This is a genomic window from Salmonella sp. SJTUF15591 (genome assembly GCF_043356435.1).
GTDB classification, from domain to species: Bacteria; Pseudomonadota; Gammaproteobacteria; order Enterobacterales; family Enterobacteriaceae; genus Salmonella; species Salmonella enterica.
Map to the genome: position 1 here is coordinate 745,035 of NZ_JBEUJO010000001.1, position 15,512 is coordinate 760,546.

At 51.9% G+C, this 15,512-nt stretch carries 16 protein-coding genes; 9 read left to right on the forward strand and 7 right to left on the reverse strand.

Annotation, left to right across the window (positions count from 1 at the left end; genetic code table 11):
• The first annotated feature begins 5 nt into the window (after window positions 1–5).
• Window positions 6–323, forward strand: a complete 318-nt coding sequence (hspQ, locus tag ABVM99_RS03815; RefSeq protein ID WP_000561983.1) for a heat shock protein HspQ — start codon at window positions 6–8, stop codon at window positions 321–323.
• 44 nt (window positions 324–367) lie between these two features.
• Here the strand turns inward: hspQ and ABVM99_RS03820 are convergent, their stop codons facing one another.
• Window positions 368–781 (reverse strand): CoA-binding protein, encoded by a 414-nt coding sequence (locus ABVM99_RS03820; RefSeq protein ID WP_001537782.1) that lies wholly within the window; start codon window positions 779–781, stop codon window positions 368–370.
• Window positions 782–954: 173 nt separating this feature from the next.
• Between ABVM99_RS03820 and ABVM99_RS03825 the strand changes: the two genes are divergently transcribed.
• Both ABVM99_RS03825 and mgsA read left to right on the forward strand, forming a co-directional pair.
• The gene (locus ABVM99_RS03825) at window positions 955–1,617 is read left to right on the forward strand and encodes a DUF2057 family protein (RefSeq protein WP_000847733.1); all 663 of its coding nucleotides are present in this window, start codon (window positions 955–957) and stop codon (window positions 1,615–1,617) included.
• A gap of 94 nt (window positions 1,618–1,711) precedes the next feature.
• Entirely contained in the window at window positions 1,712–2,170 is a 459-nt protein-coding gene (mgsA, locus tag ABVM99_RS03830) for a methylglyoxal synthase (protein ID WP_000424187.1), read from the forward strand.
• 35 nt (window positions 2,171–2,205) lie between these two features.
• Here the strand turns inward: mgsA and helD are convergent, their stop codons facing one another.
• Window positions 2,206–4,260: a DNA helicase IV gene (gene helD, locus ABVM99_RS03835; protein WP_000420500.1), complete on the reverse strand. Its 2,055-nt coding sequence runs from the start codon at window positions 4,258–4,260 to the stop codon at window positions 2,206–2,208.
• 123 nt (window positions 4,261–4,383) lie between these two features.
• On the opposite strand from helD, the gene ABVM99_RS03840 reads away from it, so the two are divergent.
• Both ABVM99_RS03840 and yccS read left to right on the forward strand, forming a co-directional pair.
• Window positions 4,384–4,830, forward strand: coding sequence for a YccF domain-containing protein (locus ABVM99_RS03840; protein ID WP_001261222.1), 447 nt, complete (start codon window positions 4,384–4,386; stop codon window positions 4,828–4,830).
• An 18-nt stretch (window positions 4,831–4,848) separates the two neighbouring features.
• Window positions 4,849–7,002: a YccS family putative transporter gene (gene yccS / locus ABVM99_RS03845; protein WP_001726973.1), complete on the forward strand. Its 2,154-nt coding sequence runs from the start codon at window positions 4,849–4,851 to the stop codon at window positions 7,000–7,002.
• Here the strand turns inward: yccS and ABVM99_RS03850 are convergent.
• The gene (locus ABVM99_RS03850; protein WP_001202375.1) at window positions 6,989–7,594 is read right to left on the reverse strand and encodes a TfoX/Sxy family DNA transformation protein; all 606 of its coding nucleotides are present in this window, start codon (window positions 7,592–7,594) and stop codon (window positions 6,989–6,991) included. The two genes, yccS and ABVM99_RS03850, sit on opposite strands and share 14 nt — an antisense overlap.
• A gap of 216 nt (window positions 7,595–7,810) precedes the next feature.
• On the opposite strand from ABVM99_RS03850, the gene sulA reads away from it, so the two are divergent.
• Together sulA and ompA are read left to right on the forward strand one after the other, a co-directional pair.
• A complete protein-coding gene (gene sulA, locus ABVM99_RS03855; RefSeq protein WP_023195822.1) occupies window positions 7,811–8,320 on the forward strand; it encodes an SOS-induced cell division inhibitor SulA in 510 nt (169 codons plus the stop codon).
• Window positions 8,321–8,676: 356 nt separating this feature from the next.
• Window positions 8,677–9,729: a porin OmpA gene (gene ompA, locus ABVM99_RS03860; protein ID WP_001670727.1), complete on the forward strand. Its 1,053-nt coding sequence runs from the start codon at window positions 8,677–8,679 to the stop codon at window positions 9,727–9,729.
• 71 nt (window positions 9,730–9,800) lie between these two features.
• On the opposite strand, the gene matP is transcribed toward ompA, so the two are convergent.
• Window positions 9,801–10,253, reverse strand: coding sequence for a macrodomain Ter protein MatP (gene matP / locus ABVM99_RS03865; RefSeq protein WP_000877172.1), 453 nt, complete (start codon window positions 10,251–10,253; stop codon window positions 9,801–9,803).
• A 185-nt stretch (window positions 10,254–10,438) separates the two neighbouring features.
• On the opposite strand from matP, the gene ABVM99_RS03870 reads away from it, so the two are divergent.
• Together ABVM99_RS03870 and fabA are read left to right on the forward strand one after the other, a co-directional pair.
• The gene (locus ABVM99_RS03870) at window positions 10,439–12,199 is read left to right on the forward strand and encodes a Lon protease family protein (protein WP_052938278.1); all 1,761 of its coding nucleotides are present in this window, start codon (window positions 10,439–10,441) and stop codon (window positions 12,197–12,199) included.
• 68 nt (window positions 12,200–12,267) lie between these two features.
• Window positions 12,268–12,786, forward strand: coding sequence for a bifunctional 3-hydroxydecanoyl-ACP dehydratase/trans-2-decenoyl-ACP isomerase (fabA, locus tag ABVM99_RS03875; RefSeq protein WP_000227928.1), 519 nt, complete (start codon window positions 12,268–12,270; stop codon window positions 12,784–12,786).
• A 99-nt stretch (window positions 12,787–12,885) separates the two neighbouring features.
• Here fabA and rmf read toward each other — a convergent pair whose 3' ends face one another.
• From rmf to pqiB, 3 genes are all read right to left on the reverse strand, one after another.
• Window positions 12,886–13,053: a ribosome modulation factor gene (rmf, locus tag ABVM99_RS03880; RefSeq protein WP_001537784.1), complete on the reverse strand. Its 168-nt coding sequence runs from the start codon at window positions 13,051–13,053 to the stop codon at window positions 12,886–12,888.
• Window positions 13,054–13,308: 255 nt separating this feature from the next.
• A complete protein-coding gene (gene pqiC / locus ABVM99_RS03885) occupies window positions 13,309–13,872 on the reverse strand; it encodes a membrane integrity-associated transporter subunit PqiC (protein ID WP_000759136.1) in 564 nt (187 codons plus the stop codon).
• Window positions 13,869–15,509 carry an intermembrane transport protein PqiB gene (pqiB, locus tag ABVM99_RS03890; protein WP_000433414.1) on the reverse strand — a complete coding sequence of 547 codons (1,641 nt, stop codon included), beginning with the start codon at window positions 15,507–15,509 and terminating at the stop codon, window positions 13,869–13,871. Before pqiB ends, pqiC begins: the two co-directional genes overlap by 4 nt.
• Between the last annotated feature and the right edge of the window lie 3 nt (window positions 15,510–15,512).

Below are 15,512 nucleotides of genomic sequence, written 5' to 3' on the forward strand. Positions count from 1 at the left end.
TGACTATGATAGCCAGCAAATTCGGTATCGGCCAACAGGTCCGCCATTCCCTGTTAGGTTATCTCGGAGTGGTCGTCGATATCGACCCGGAATATTCGCTTGATGAGCCGTCGCCTGATGAACTGGCGGTTAACGACGAACTTCGCGCCGCTCCGTGGTACCATGTGGTAATGGAAGATGATGATGGTCAGCCAGTGCATACTTATCTGGCCGAGGCCCAGTTGCGAAGCGAAATGCGGGACGAGCATCCAGAACAGCCATCGATGGATGAACTGGCGCGTACCATTCGCAAGCAGCTTCAGGCGCCGCGACTACGTAACTGATTGTATTTAAAAGGCCGGAGAGCGATATCCGGCCATTTAAACTTTTATTTCGCCAGCCCCAGGCGAGGGATCTCAATCGCCGGGCAGCGATCCATCACCACGGTCATGCCTGCATCCCGCGCCAGTACCGCCGCCTGTTCGTTGATCACGCCAAGCTGTAGCCACAGCGTTTTTGCGCCGATGGCGATAGCTTCCTGCGCGACGCCCCATGCAGCTTCAGAGTTGCGAAAAACATCCACCATATCGACTTTTTCGGGAATATCCGCCAGCGTGGCATACCCCTGTTGCCCCAGCAATGTCTTACCCGCGACTTTTGGCGCAACCGGAATAACATGGTAGCCCTGTTCAAGCAGGTATTTCATTACCCGATAACTTGGACGATCGGGTTTATCGCTCGCACCTACCAGCGCGATAGTGCGAGTGGACGTCAAAACATCAGCAATATCGGTCTCTTTCATCATCTTTCTCCTGGCTGTTTTGCAAAGTGTATGACAAACCTGACATAGCAACCATTCATCCCATACCGATGTATGAGAGCAAAACGCCAAAATATGTCTATATGTTAGTAAACATGATCTAAGAAAAATTTCGATACATTATTAGCCAGACGGCCTTTGGACAGGAGAACCTTATGAAAACCGGCGCGCTAACCACCTTCCTTGCTCTCTGTTTGCCGGTGACTGTTTTTGCCACAACGCTCCGTCTGTCTAATGAGGTTGATCTGCTGGTGCTGGACGGCAAAAAGGTGTCCAGCTCTTTATTACGCGGCGCAGAGAGCATTGAACTGGAAAACGGGCCGCATCAACTCGTTTTCCGGGTGGAAAAAACCATCCGCCTGCCCGGTAATGAAGAGCGGCTTTATATTTCTCCGCCGCTGGTGATAAGTTTCGATACCCAACTGATAAGTCAGGTCAATTTCCAGCTCCCGCGGCTGGAAAACGAGCGCGAAGCCTCGCATTTTAACGCGGCGCCGCGTCTGGCGCTTTTGGATGGCGACGCCATGCCCATTCCGGTAAAACTCGATATTCTGGCCATTACTTCTACGGCTAAAGTGGTTGATTATGAAATAGAGACCGAGCGTTATAATAAATCGGCAAAACGCGCCTCGCTTCCTCAGTTCGCCACGATGATGGCAGACGACAGCACATTACTTTCCGACGTCTCAGAGCTTGATACCGTACCGCCACAATCACAAACTCTGACAGAACAGCGGCTGAAATATTGGTTCCGACTGGCCGACCCGCAGACACGCAATCATTTTCTGCAATGGGCGGAAAAACAGCCGCCCTCTTGATATGAGTTGTCCCAGCGCGCAATTTTTTTGTCTTTCTCTTGCAGCATCAAGCGCTTCCAGTAATCTGTAGACAGGTTAACTACGGAATCGAATTATGGAACTGACGACTCGCACCTTGCCGACGCGCAAACATATCGCGTTGGTTGCTCACGACCACTGCAAACAGATGTTAATGAACTGGGTGGAACGCCATCAGCCGTTGCTGGAAAAACACGTTCTTTATGCAACCGGCACTACGGGGAATCTGATCCAGCGCGCAACCGGTATGGACGTTAATGCGATGCTGAGCGGCCCGATGGGCGGCGACCAGCAGGTTGGCGCGCTCATTTCAGAAGGGAAAATCGACGTGTTGATTTTCTTCTGGGACCCGCTTAACGCGGTACCGCACGACCCCGATGTCAAAGCGCTACTGCGTCTGGCCACCGTATGGAATATCCCTGTCGCCACTAACGTCTCAACGGCGGACTTTATCATCCAGTCCCCGCATTTTAATGACGCTGTAGATATTCTTATTCCGGATTATGCGCGTTATCTGGCCGAGCGCCTGAAATAACCGCTACGCGGGCGGGATGCTGTACCGCCCGCGCTTTAGGGCTTCCTCGCCACCGGCACATCCAGCTGTTTAAGCGCCTCCACAAAGCGCGAGGGATTATCTTTATTGAAAAGCAGCCAGACCCGCGCACGCGCGCGCGTCAACGCCACATATAACAAACGCCGCTCTTCAGCGTCCGGAAAATCCTCAACCTGAGGAAGAAGCGCACTTTCCATAATGGATTCTCGCGCCGGGGCGGGGAAACCGTCGTTACCCTCCTGCAATCCGACAAGAATCACGTAATCGGCCTGTTGGCCTTTGCTGGCATGGATAGTCATGAAGTCTATCTGTAACTTCGGCCAGCGAGTCGCCGCTTTTTGTAGACTCGCGGGTTTCAGATGGTGATAGCGCGCCAGCACCAGGATACGTTCATCTTCCTTCGCATAGCCGGATAATTTATCCAGTAACGCGTCCAACTGGCTTTCATCCAATAACGTCACCGCTTTTTTATCGCCTGGGGTCAGACTATTTAACGGTTTTTTAAGCTGGTGCGGATTCTGCTGTACAAAGCGATTGGCAATATCGCCAATCCGACTGTTAAAACGGTACGTGGTGTCCAGGTGGCAATGCTCGCCCTCGCCGAACGTCTGATGAAACGCCGTCGTTAAGGAGAGCTGCGCCCCGCTAAAACGGTAAATCGCCTGCCAGTCATCGCCAACGGCAAACAGCGTAGTCTGGCTATTCTGCTTGCGTAGCGCCTCTAACAGCGCCGCCCGTTGCGGGGAAATATCCTGAAATTCATCGACCAGAATATGCTTCCACGGGCTGATAAAACGCCCTTTTTCGAGGATCACCATTGCCTGATGGATCAGCCCGGAGAAATCAACGGCATTTTCCGCTTTCAATGCGCTTTTCCAGGCCTTCAGCAGCGGCGCCATCAACTTAATGCGTTTGCCAAACAGCTCGCGGCACTCCTCTGGCGCGCCAGCGATCATTTCTGCCTGCGCGCCGCCGTGCATACGCATCAAACTGACCCAACGATCCAGGCGAGGGGCCAGACGCCGCTGCAATGTCTCATCGTCCCAGAAATTACCTTCCGGCACTACCCACTGCATCTCCTCTTCCAGCCACTGACGCCAGCCTTTGGCCTGCGCTTTTTTCTCGCTACACTGCTGACGCCAGGTGCGCAGAAATAGCTGATGCCGCGCGGTGGCGTCACTTTCCAGCTTACTGATAACCGGCGCTTTTTTACTGCCTTGCTGAATAATATACAGCGCCAGCGAATGGAACGTACGGGCAGTAATCTCTTCCGTATGTAAGCGCTCGCGGATACGCTCATCCATCTCTTCTGCCGCCTTGCGACCAAACGCCAGTAAAAGAATTTGCCCCGCATCGGCTTGTCCGCGCGCCAACAGCCAACCCGCGCGCGCCACCAGCACCGAGGTCTTGCCGCTTCCCGCACCCGCCAGTACCAGTAACGATGATTCGCCGTTAACCACCGCCCTGGCCTGGGAAGGATTAAGCGGAGAGGATTCTATCTGCGTAAAAAAGTCGGCATGCGCTTCCAGCATGGCATCAGCATACGCCTGATTATGCTGCTGCCGACTTCCCTCGCTATCCTGTAACCATGCCAGACACTTACGCCATATCTCGCGACAGTGAGCAAACTCCTCCAGACGTGAGACCGGCAGCGGTAAGGCGGCAAACGTCTGGCGAATTTCGTGTTCCAGCCCCCGAACGCGTTCACGGGTAAGCCATTGGTTTTCGCCCGTTCGCTCACTAATACGCGCCCATTGCTCCTGTAATGCCTGCGCGGCGACATCACTCATCTCCTGGCTCCAGCGACGCCAGTGCGCGTCCAGATAGCGATGGAATTGCTGGGTTTCCGACCACTCGGTACCGTGCAAACGCACGACTTTATCCTCCGGCAGGACAAACTCCAGCTCGCCCCATACCAGCCCACGCTTACAGTGAATCGCCAATAACTGATTGAATGGAATAAGATATTCATGCCTGTCGCCAGACACTTTCACCCCAGCGTTGAGGATCTCGGCACGATCATACGGGTGTTGCGCCAGACGTTTTCCAAGAGAAGTTGCTTTCAGTTCCATGACTCAGCGAATCCAGACGTAAAGATGTGCTTATCAGTGTAACCGCCAGAGAAAACGTGCTCCAGTCTAAAAAAACGTTACAATTGCCCGCAGTGATAGAAAACCGGAATGAACTGAGGGTTTATGCGTACCGTTCTGAATATTTTAAACTTTGTACTGGGCGGCTTTGCCACTACGCTGGCCTGGCTGCTGGCGACGCTTGTCAGTATTGTGCTTATTTTTACCCTGCCGTTGACCCGCTCCTGCTGGGAGATAACCAAACTGTCCCTGTTCCCTTACGGTAATGAAGCCATTCACGTTGACGAACTTAATCCGGCGGCGAAAAGCGTATTAATGAATACTGGCGGTACCTTGCTGAATATTTTCTGGTTACTTTTTTTCGGCTGGTGGCTATGCCTGATGCACATTGCCTCCGGTATCGCGCAGTGTGTCACTATCATCGGGATACCTGTCGGTATTGCGAACTTTAAAATTGCCGCGATTGCGCTTTGGCCTGTCGGTCGCCGCGTCGTCTCTGTAGAAACCGCTCGCGCCGCGCGAGAAGCTAACGCGCGCCGCCGTTTTGAATGATCGGGACAAATAGCCTTTATGTTAAGTCCGTTGATTCGCCGTTATACCTGGAACAGTACCTGGCTGTATTACATCCGCATTTTTATCGCTCTGTGCGGCACCACCGCCCTGCCCTGGTGGCTGGGCGACGTCAAACTGACCATCCCGCTCACGCTCGGTATGGTTGCCGCGGCGCTAACCGATCTCGACGACCGCCTTGCCGGACGCTTGCGTAATTTAATCATTACCTTAATTTGCTTTTTTATCGCGTCGGCTTCTGTGGAGCTGCTCTTTCCCTGGCCGTGGCTATTTGCGTTGGGCTTAACGTTATCCACCAGCGGATTTATTCTGTTGGGAGGACTAGGGCAACGCTATGCCACCATCGCGTTCGGCGCGTTACTCATTGCCATCTATACGATGCTGGGTACCTCTTTATATGCGCACTGGTATCAGCAACCACTGCTCCTGCTAGCAGGCGCAGTATGGTATAACCTACTGACGCTAACCGGGCATCTGCTATTTCCGATCCGCCCGTTGCAGGATAATCTGGCACGCAGTTACGAACAGTTGGCGCACTATCTGGAACTGAAATCACGTCTGTTTGATCCTGATATTGAAGATGAAAGCCAGGCGCCGCTCTATGATTTAGCGTTAGCGAACGGGCAGTTAATGGCGACGCTGAACCAAACGAAAGTGTCGTTGTTGACTCGACTGCGCGGCGATCGCGGTCAACGCGGTACGCGCCGCACCCTCCATTACTATTTTGTGGCGCAGGATATTCATGAACGCGCCAGTTCTTCGCATATTCAATACCAGACGCTGCGCGATTATTTTCGCCATAGCGACGTCATGTTCCGCTTTCAGCGTCTGATGTCGATGCAGGCGCAGGCCTGTACGCAGCTGGCGCGCTGTATCTTACTGCGTACGCCGTACCAGCATGATCCGCGTTTTGAACGCGTCTTTACCCACATTGACGCCGCGCTTGAACGTATGCGCGCCAGCGGCGCTTCTTTAGAGCTGTTAAATACGCTTGGATTCTTATTAACCAACCTACGCGCCATTGATGCGCAACTGGCGACGATCGAGTCGGAGCAGGCCCAGGCAATGCCGCGCAATGAGTCAGAAAACCAGTTGGCTGATGATAGCCTGCACGGGTTTAGCGACATCTGGCTGCGTCTGAGCCGTAATTTTACCCCGGAGTCCGCTCTCTTTCGCCATGCGGTACGCATGTCACTGGTATTGTGCATCGGTTATGCTCTCATCCAAATTACCGGGATGCGCCACGGGTACTGGATATTGCTCACCAGCCTGTTCGTTTGTCAGCCTAACTATAACGCGACCCGCCATCGCCTTGCGCTCAGGATTATCGGTACATTGGTAGGCGTTGCGATCGGCCTGCCGATTTTATGGTTTGTCCCTTCGCTTGAAGGACAGTTAGTTCTGCTGGTGATTACCGGCGTGCTTTTCTTCGCATTCCGTAATGTGCAGTATGCCCATGCGACGATGTTCATCACCCTGCTGGTATTACTCTGCTTTAACCTCCTGGGCGAAGGCTTTGAGGTAGCGTTACCGCGCGTCGTCGACACGTTAATTGGCTGCGCTATCGCCTGGGCTGCGGTCAGCTTTATTTGGCCGGACTGGCGCTTTCGCAACCTTCCCCGGGTACTCCAGCGCGCCACCGATGCTAATTGCCGCTACCTTGATGCGATCCTTGAGCAATATCACCAGGGACGGGATAACCGCCTGGCCTATCGCATTGCCAGACGCGACGCGCACAACCGCGATGCAGAACTGGCATCCGTGGTTTCTAATATGTCGAGCGAACCCGACGTCACGGCTGAAACCCGGGAGGCGGCGTTCAGGCTGCTTTGCCTCAATCACACTTTTACCAGCTATATCTCCGCCCTCGGCGCGCACCGCGAAAAGCTCAGTAATCCGGACGTGTTGGGGCTTCTGGATGACGCGGTCTGCTACGTTGATGATGCGCTTCATCATCAACCTGAAGACGAACAGCGCGTACACCAGGCGCTGGAGGGTTTAAAGCAGCGAGTTCAGTCACTGGAAACACGTCCGGACAGCAAAGAACCTCTGGTTGTTCAACAAATTGGTTTGCTCATTGCCTTACTGCCCGAGATTGGACGCTTGCAACGGCAAATTTCACCGCCGACTTCTACATTAATTACCCAGCCGTAAGCGAGTGAGCCCAGTCGGCAAGCTCCTGGCGACGACTCGCCGGGAGCGCCGCTTCATGTACGCCGACAATTGCGCCTTCCAGGGCATACAAAACTTTCACCGTCAGCAAGGGATTGCTTTGTCGCAACCTTAGCCAGCACATTTTCGCGCCCAGTATGCGTAACATATTTTCGTCCTTTATCCCTGACTCATTGAGCAATGTTTCCAGATGGAAGGTCATATTGGGGAGATCTTTGAGTCTGTGCTGTAAAATACGGCTGTGTTTTTCCTTCATTGCCGCGTCAAGAGAATACTTCGATAAACGCACCAGCTGCTGCTGATCGCGCCACAGGCTTTCATCCACCCGGTAATAGTTGAGCATAACGGGACGTCCACATTTCATAAACATGAGCCAGGCGGGAGGATGCTTCACACAGTAGGGGACGCTTTCTTCACAGGCGCGGAGATAAAGCTCGCCATTAGCCACCATCGCAAAGACGGTATCCTCCACGGTCAGACTATAGCTACCGAATAAAGATCGATACTGGATCGTCCCCAAAGAGGCCAAATATTCTTGCGATTTATAGATCCTGTCATAAGAGAGTGCTCTCATAAAATTCCTTTTAAATCATAAAGTAAAAGAATGATTTGCAGTAACGGATCCGTTAATGACGAAAATAGGCAACTTATACTCCGCGAGCAAGATGATTTTTATTTTTGACGCCACTAAGAATAAAAATTGCGAGACAGTTTCCGAAAATAGAGTTGATCTTTCATCGCCACAGGGGTACTGTATGAATATACAGTAACTCACAGGGCTGGATTGATTATGTACACTTCAGGTTATGCAAATCGTTCTTCGTCATTTCCTACCACTACCCACAACGCTGCGCGCACCGCTACGGAAAATGCCGCGGCAGGACTGGTCAGTGAAGTTGTCTACCACGAAGACCAGCCCATGATGGCGCAACTCCTGCTTTTGCCTTTACTCCGTCAGTTAGGCCAACAATCACGCTGGCAGCTCTGGCTCACGCCGCAGCAAAAGCTCAGCCGTGAATGGGTACAGTCTTCAGGTTTGCCATTAACGAAAGTGATGCAAATTAGCCAGCTTGCGCCTCGTCATACGCTGGAGTCGATGATCCGCGCTTTGCGTACAGGAAATTACAGCGTGGTAATTGGTTGGATGACTGAAGAACTGACAGAAGAAGAACATGCCAGCCTGGTTGAAGCAGCGAAGGTAGGTAATGCGGTAGGGTTTATCATGCGCCCTATACGTGCGCACGCTTTACCCAGGAGACAGCATTCCGGGCTAAAAATTCACTCTAATTTGTATCATTAAGTAAAATTAGGATTTATCCTGGACTTTTTTTTACGCGAACGTATCTCCTTTGAGTGCTAACGTTTTTTTTGCGAGAACGCTTGTCAGAAGCGGTTTCCGCAATTTTTGCTGTACGATTTATCATCTGAAACTGTTAAATGATGTGTATATCCGTCATGTTTTTTTCACATGTCTGACGGAGTTCACACTTGTAAGTTTCCAACTACGTTGTAGACTTTACATCGCCAGGGGTGCTCAGCATAAGCCGTAGATATCGGTAGAGTAACTATTGAGCAGATCCCCCGGTGAAGGATTTAACCGTGTTATCTCGTTGGAGATATTCATGGCGTATTTTGGATGATAACGAGGCGCAAAAAATGAAAAAGACAGCTATCGCGATTGCAGTGGCACTGGCTGGTTTCGCTACCGTAGCGCAGGCCGCTCCGAAAGATAACACCTGGTACGCTGGTGCTAAACTGGGCTGGTCTCAGTACCATGACACCGGCTTCATTAACAATGATGGCCCGACTCATGAAAACCAACTGGGCGCAGGTGCTTTTGGTGGTTACCAGGTTAACCCGTACGTTGGCTTTGAAATGGGCTACGACTGGTTAGGCCGTATGCCGTACAAAGGCGACAACATCAATGGCGCTTATAAAGCTCAGGGCGTTCAGTTGACCGCTAAACTGGGTTATCCAATCACTGACGATCTGGACGTTTATACCCGTCTGGGTGGTATGGTATGGCGTGCAGACACCAAGTCTAACGTCCCTGGCGGCCCGTCTACTAAAGACCACGACACCGGCGTTTCCCCGGTATTCGCGGGCGGTATCGAGTATGCTATCACCCCTGAAATCGCAACCCGTCTGGAATACCAGTGGACTAACAACATCGGTGATGCCAACACCATCGGCACCCGTCCGGACAACGGCCTGCTGAGCGTAGGTGTTTCCTACCGTTTCGGCCAGCAAGAAGCTGCTCCGGTAGTAGCTCCGGCACCGGCTCCGGCTCCGGAAGTACAGACCAAGCACTTCACTCTGAAGTCTGACGTACTGTTCAACTTCAACAAATCTACCCTGAAGCCGGAAGGCCAGCAGGCTCTGGATCAGCTGTACAGCCAGCTGAGCAACCTGGATCCGAAAGACGGTTCCGTTGTCGTTCTGGGCTTCACTGACCGTATCGGTTCTGACGCTTACAACCAGGGTCTGTCCGAGAAACGTGCTCAGTCTGTTGTTGATTACCTGATCTCCAAAGGTATTCCGTCTGACAAAATCTCCGCACGTGGTATGGGCGAATCTAACCCGGTTACCGGCAACACCTGTGACAACGTGAAACCTCGCGCTGCCCTGATCGATTGCCTGGCTCCGGATCGTCGCGTAGAGATCGAAGTTAAAGGCGTTAAAGACGTGGTAACTCAGCCGCAGGCTTAAGTTTCCGTCTGATAAAAAACCCCGCGTCGCGGGGTTTTTTGCTCTGGTCTGGGCGACAACGCCTTTCAGCGTTACTTCTTGCCTAATAACGCCTGTAAATCCTGCTTTAACGTGGTCATTTGCGTGGCATATTTCTCTTTATGCTCCGCGTCTTCTATCAGTTGCACTATCGTTTCAGATAATGTTTTACCGCGTCGCTGCGCAAGGCCCGCCAGACGCTGCCAGACCATAAACTCTAAATCGATAGATTTTTTGCGCGTATGCTGATGTTCCGCATTGAAGTGTCGTTTGCGTCTTGCCCGAATGGTTTGTTTCATCCGATTAAGCAAGGCAGGATTCATATGCCTGTCTATCCAGACGTTTACCCGCACCGGTTCATTTTCGAGGGCCAACAACAAATTGACGGCTTCCTGGGCAGCACTGGCTTCCACGTAGCGGGTGATCAACTCCCCTTCGCGGTGCTTTTTCACCAGATATTTCCATTTCCAACCGCTTTCAAGATTTTCAAGTTGTTGATATTTCATTGTGATCCCAATGTTACCGTGTAACTGTTATCAGAATATCAGTTTTTTAGCCATCTGAAGAAAAGAATCTCGAACCTGTGAATGGTTACACGTCTTCATATTACTTTGCATTCGCTTTCCGCGTGTGCAGCGTGACGGGTTAGGCTATAATCCCCCCTTTTACAACAGACTAAAAAACCTCAACTTTGACCATTACGAAACTTGCATGGCGTGATCTGGTTCCGGATAGCGAAAGCTATCAGGAGATATTTGCACAGCCACACGCGACTGACGAAAACGACACCTTACTCAGTGATACTCAGCCACGACTGCAATTTGCGCTTGAGCAACTTATACAGCCGTGGGCATCATCCTCTTTTATGCTGACTAAAGCGCCTGAAGAGCAAGAGTATCTCACTTTACTTTCAGATGCCGTCCGCGCTCTGCAAACCGATGCCGGACAATTAACCGGCGGACATTATGACGTTTCCGGGCATACTGTTCATTACCGCGCCGCGCAGAATGCGCAAGACAACTTTGCCACCATCACACAAGTCGTCAGCGCGGACTGGGTCGAAGCCGAACAGCTCTTTGGTTGCCTGCGGCAGTATAACGGCGACATTATCCTGCAGCCGGGACTGGTTCATCAGGCGAACGGCGGCGTGCTGATTATTTCCTTACGAACCCTTCTGGCGCAGCCGTTACTGTGGATGCGTCTGAAAGCCATCGTTAGCCGCGAGCGTTTTGACTGGGTGGCCTTTGACGAGTCGCGTCCATTACCGGTCTCCGTGCCATCAATGCCGCTCAAACTGAAGGTGATTCTGGTTGGCGAACGTGAATCACTGGCTGATTTTCAGGAGATGGAACCGGAGCTCGCGGAACAGGCTATCTACAGTGAATTTGAAGACAATTTACAGATAGCGGACGCAGAAGCTATGACCCTGTGGTGTCAATGGGTGACGCGTATCGCTTTACGCGATAATTTGCCCCCTCCGGCACCGGACGCCTGGCCCGTCCTGATACGCGAGGCTGTGCGCTATACCGGCGAACAGGATACGCTGCCTCTTTGCCCACTGTGGATAGCCCGCCAGTTTAAGGAAGCGGCGCCTTTATGCGAAGGCGATACCTGCGGCGAAGAAGCGCTCAGTCTGATGCTTGCCCGACGCGAATGGCGAGAAGGCTTTCTGGCGGAGCGGATGCAGGATGAGATTCTGCAAGAGCAGATCCTGATTGAAACCGAAGGCGAACGCGTTGGACAAATCAATGCGCTTTCCGTCATTGAGTTTCCCGGACATCCGCGCGCCTTTGGCGAACCGTCGCGAATTAGCTGTGTTGTGCATATCGGCGATGGCGAATTTAACGATATTGAGCGCAAGGCCGAACTTGGCGGGAATATCCACGCTAAGGGAATGATGATTATGCAGGCCTTCCTGATGTCTGAGTTGCAGCTAGAGCAACAAATTCCCTTCTCTGCCTCGTTAACCTTTGAGCAGTCCTACAGCGAAGTGGATGGCGATAGCGCCTCAATGGCGGAATTATGTGCGCTCATCAGCGCGCTGGCCAATGTGCCAGTGAATCAAAACATTGCGATTACCGGCTCGGTCGATCAGTTTGGTCGCGCGCAACCGGTGGGCGGGCTAAACGAAAAAATTGAAGGTTTCTTCGCCATCTGCGAGCAGCGGGAATTAAACGGTAAACAGGGCGTAATTATCCCTGCCGCCAACGTCCGCCATCTCAGTCTTAAATCTGAACTGCTGCAAGCGGTTAAAGAAGAAAAGTTCACTATCTGGGCGGTAGACGACGTGACCGACGCCTTACCGTTACTGTTAAATCTGGTGTGGGATGGCGAAGGTCAAACGACGTTGATGCAGACTATCCAGGAGCGTATCGCGCAGGCGACGCAACAGGAAGGCCGTCATCGTTTCCCGTGGCCATTACGTTGGCTGAACGCTTTTATTCCGAACTGATCGGACTTGTTCAGCGTACACGTGTTAGCTATCCTGCGTGCTTCAATAAAATAAGGTTTACATAAAACATGGTAGATAAACGCGAATCCTATACAAAAGAAGACCTTCTTGCCTCTGGTCGTGGTGAACTGTTTGGCGCTAAAGGGCCGCAACTCCCTGCGCCGAACATGCTGATGATGGACCGCGTCGTTAAGATGACCGAAACGGGCGGCAATTTCGACAAAGGCTATGTCGAAGCCGAGCTGGATATCAATCCGGATCTATGGTTCTTCGGATGCCACTTTATCGGCGATCCGGTGATGCCCGGTTGTCTGGGTCTGGATGCTATGTGGCAATTGGTGGGATTCTACCTGGGCTGGTTGGGCGGCGAAGGCAAAGGCCGCGCTCTGGGCGTGGGCGAAGTGAAATTTACCGGCCAGGTTCTGCCGACAGCCAGGAAAGTCACCTATCGTATTCATTTCAAACGTATCGTAAACCGTCGCCTGATCATGGGCCTGGCGGACGGTGAGGTTCTGGTGGATGGTCGTCTGATCTATACCGCACACGATTTGAAAGTCGGTTTGTTCCAGGATACTTCCGCGTTCTAAGTGTTGAATTGATATTCCGCGCTATCGGTATCATGCTTGCAAAGCCCATAAAGGCGAAACCTCCGCCCTGCGGAGGTTTCTTTTTCTAAAGAGACAGAATCAGGCCATTACCGCCCTGTCCTCCATGGCTTGTCGCCAACCTCCCAACCAGTATGACCGTTGATTCAGCGTCTGATAGGGACACATTTCTTTTGATCGTCCGGCGATGCCGGCCTGATATCCACGTTGATGTGCCCGTTCCAGGCGATCTCGTTTTTGTCTCTTCATGCCTCGTTTCCCTCATATTTGTATCTGGTGGAAAAGAAAACAATGATTACAAAATGTGCAATCACACTACACGAATACCTCTAAATGGATCGCCCGTCAATGCGCAAAATTCACACCAATGTCATATTTGTGAGCTATACGGTAAATCATTTGTACAAAAAATGTGAGCCATAACAACTATTTTTCCGGCGTCAAAAATAAAAAAACCGCCTCAGGCGCACGACCTGAAGCGGTTAAATTTACATTACTTTTATCTCAGGGAAGGCGCTTTATCTCATCTGCGATAGCGGCTGCTTCCTGACTCCATGCGCTTGCCAGTACTTTGACCATCTCATCATAGCCATCTTTCTGCTGACTGGCTTCGATATGGAAAGGCCGCTTAATCAGCTGTCCATTGTGGTTTAATAACCACTCCCCGCTGACGATAACCTTACCATCGTAGCGTCCATGGAATCCGGTTACGGTAACGTTTAACGTATCCTGGGTGGTTCCCAACGGCTGGGAAGCGACGACCCAGCCAGGAAGCCGGGCGCTAAGATTCGCCACCAGCGTGTTACGTAATTGCTGGTCCAGCGGGCTGGCCCACAGATTGTTATTGGCAATCACATACTGAACATCACTGGTTTGATACACCACGCCGTTACCTGCCAGATAGTCAGGTACGGAAACCTGCTCTACCCATAAGAGACGGTTGCCCTGGCTTGCGGTGCTTTGCACACCGCTTTGCGCTATCGGGAGCTGATAATAGCTTTTATTCTCTCCGCCGGAGCTACATGACGCTAGCCAGAACGCCATTATCACGACTAGCCATTTTTTCATTGTTTCGCCCTCTTAGGCTCAGGATCTTTTTTATCCTTCGCTTCAAATACCAGCGCGTTGCTCTTCTCGTTCAGAGTTTTCAACACCGGTTGTAACTCACGAAGCACCTGATCGAGACGCTGCATATCCGCCACCATTTTGTTATACGCCGCCGATCCAGGCTGGAAGCCCTGCATACTGCGGTTAAGTTCGCGTAACGTCGTTTGCATATCCGCCGGAAGCTGCTGCATCGACTGACTGGAGGTAATCTTGTTCATATTATCCAGCGTGGTTTGCAGCCGACGCATAGTACGCTGGCTTTCAGACAGCGTATTGGTCGCTTGTTCAATCATCGGATTCAGCGGCAGGTTGTTGATCTTATCCAACGTTTCCACCAGTCGCTGTTGAATTTGCGCCAGGCCGCTGCTGACGGTGGGAATAATTTCATAACCATCAAATTCGCGTAGCCCGGTAATCGGCGGCTCCTTAGGATAAAAGTCCAGATCGACATACAGCGCCCCGGTCACCAGGTTACCGGTTTTAAGCGAAGCGCGTAAACCGCGCTTAAGCAGTTCCGTCAAATGCGCGCCAACATCCGCATTTTCTCCCAATTGCGCTTTCAGACGCTCCGGTTCAATGCGCACCAGCACAGGAATACGGTAATCGTCGTTAAATACCTGGCGCATTTTAGACGCAAAGAAAGGCACTTTGCTTACCGTCCCCAGACGAATACCGCGGAACTCCAGCGGCGCGCCGGGTTGTAATCCGCGCACCGAATCTTTAAAGAACATCAGGTAATCGATATGATCGGTATACAGCGAATCCTGAATACTTTTTTGATCGTCGTAGAGATTAAACGCCGTTTTTTCGGCGACGGGTTGCCCCTGCTCAAGTCCTTCCGGCACATCAAAACTCACGCCGCCGCCAAACAACGTCGTCAACGATCCCATTTCCACGCGCATTCCCGCCGATGTCAGATCCACAGCGATACCGCTATCTTTCCAGAATCGGACATTACTGGTGACCAATCGATCGTTTGGCGCCTTAATGAACAACTGATAACTCATTGTCCGTTTTTGCGGATCGAAAGAGCTGGTTTCAACGGATCCTACCCGATAGCCCCGGAACAGAACGGGATCGCCAGGACTGAGCTGACCGGCCTTTTTGCTGTCCAGAATCACACGAATACCTTTGGCATCGGGCGGCGCCAACGGCGGTGAGTCAAGAAGCTGATAGCTTTCCGGCTGGCTGCCCTTACTTCCTGGTTGTAGTTCAATATACGCGCCTGATAGCAGCGTCCCAAGCCCGCTGATGCCTTCACGCCCCACCTGCGGTTTTACGACCCAAAATACCGAGTCTTTATGCAGCAACTTTTCCATACCGGAATGAAGCCGCGCTTTGATTTGTACATGGGTCAGATCGTCAGTCAGCGTCGCGCTTTCAACCACGCCGACATCCACGCTGCGACTTTTGATCGTCGTTTTTCCGCCTTCAATGCCTTCCGCATTGGTGGTAATTAAGGTAACTTCCGGTCCCTGGTGGCTGTAGTGATAAAACAGAATCCAGGCTCCGATAAGCGCAGTAACAATCGGGAATATCCAGACAGGCGACCAATTTTTCACCTTTTGTACTTTGGCTTCCCCTTTTTTAGGTTCCATGCT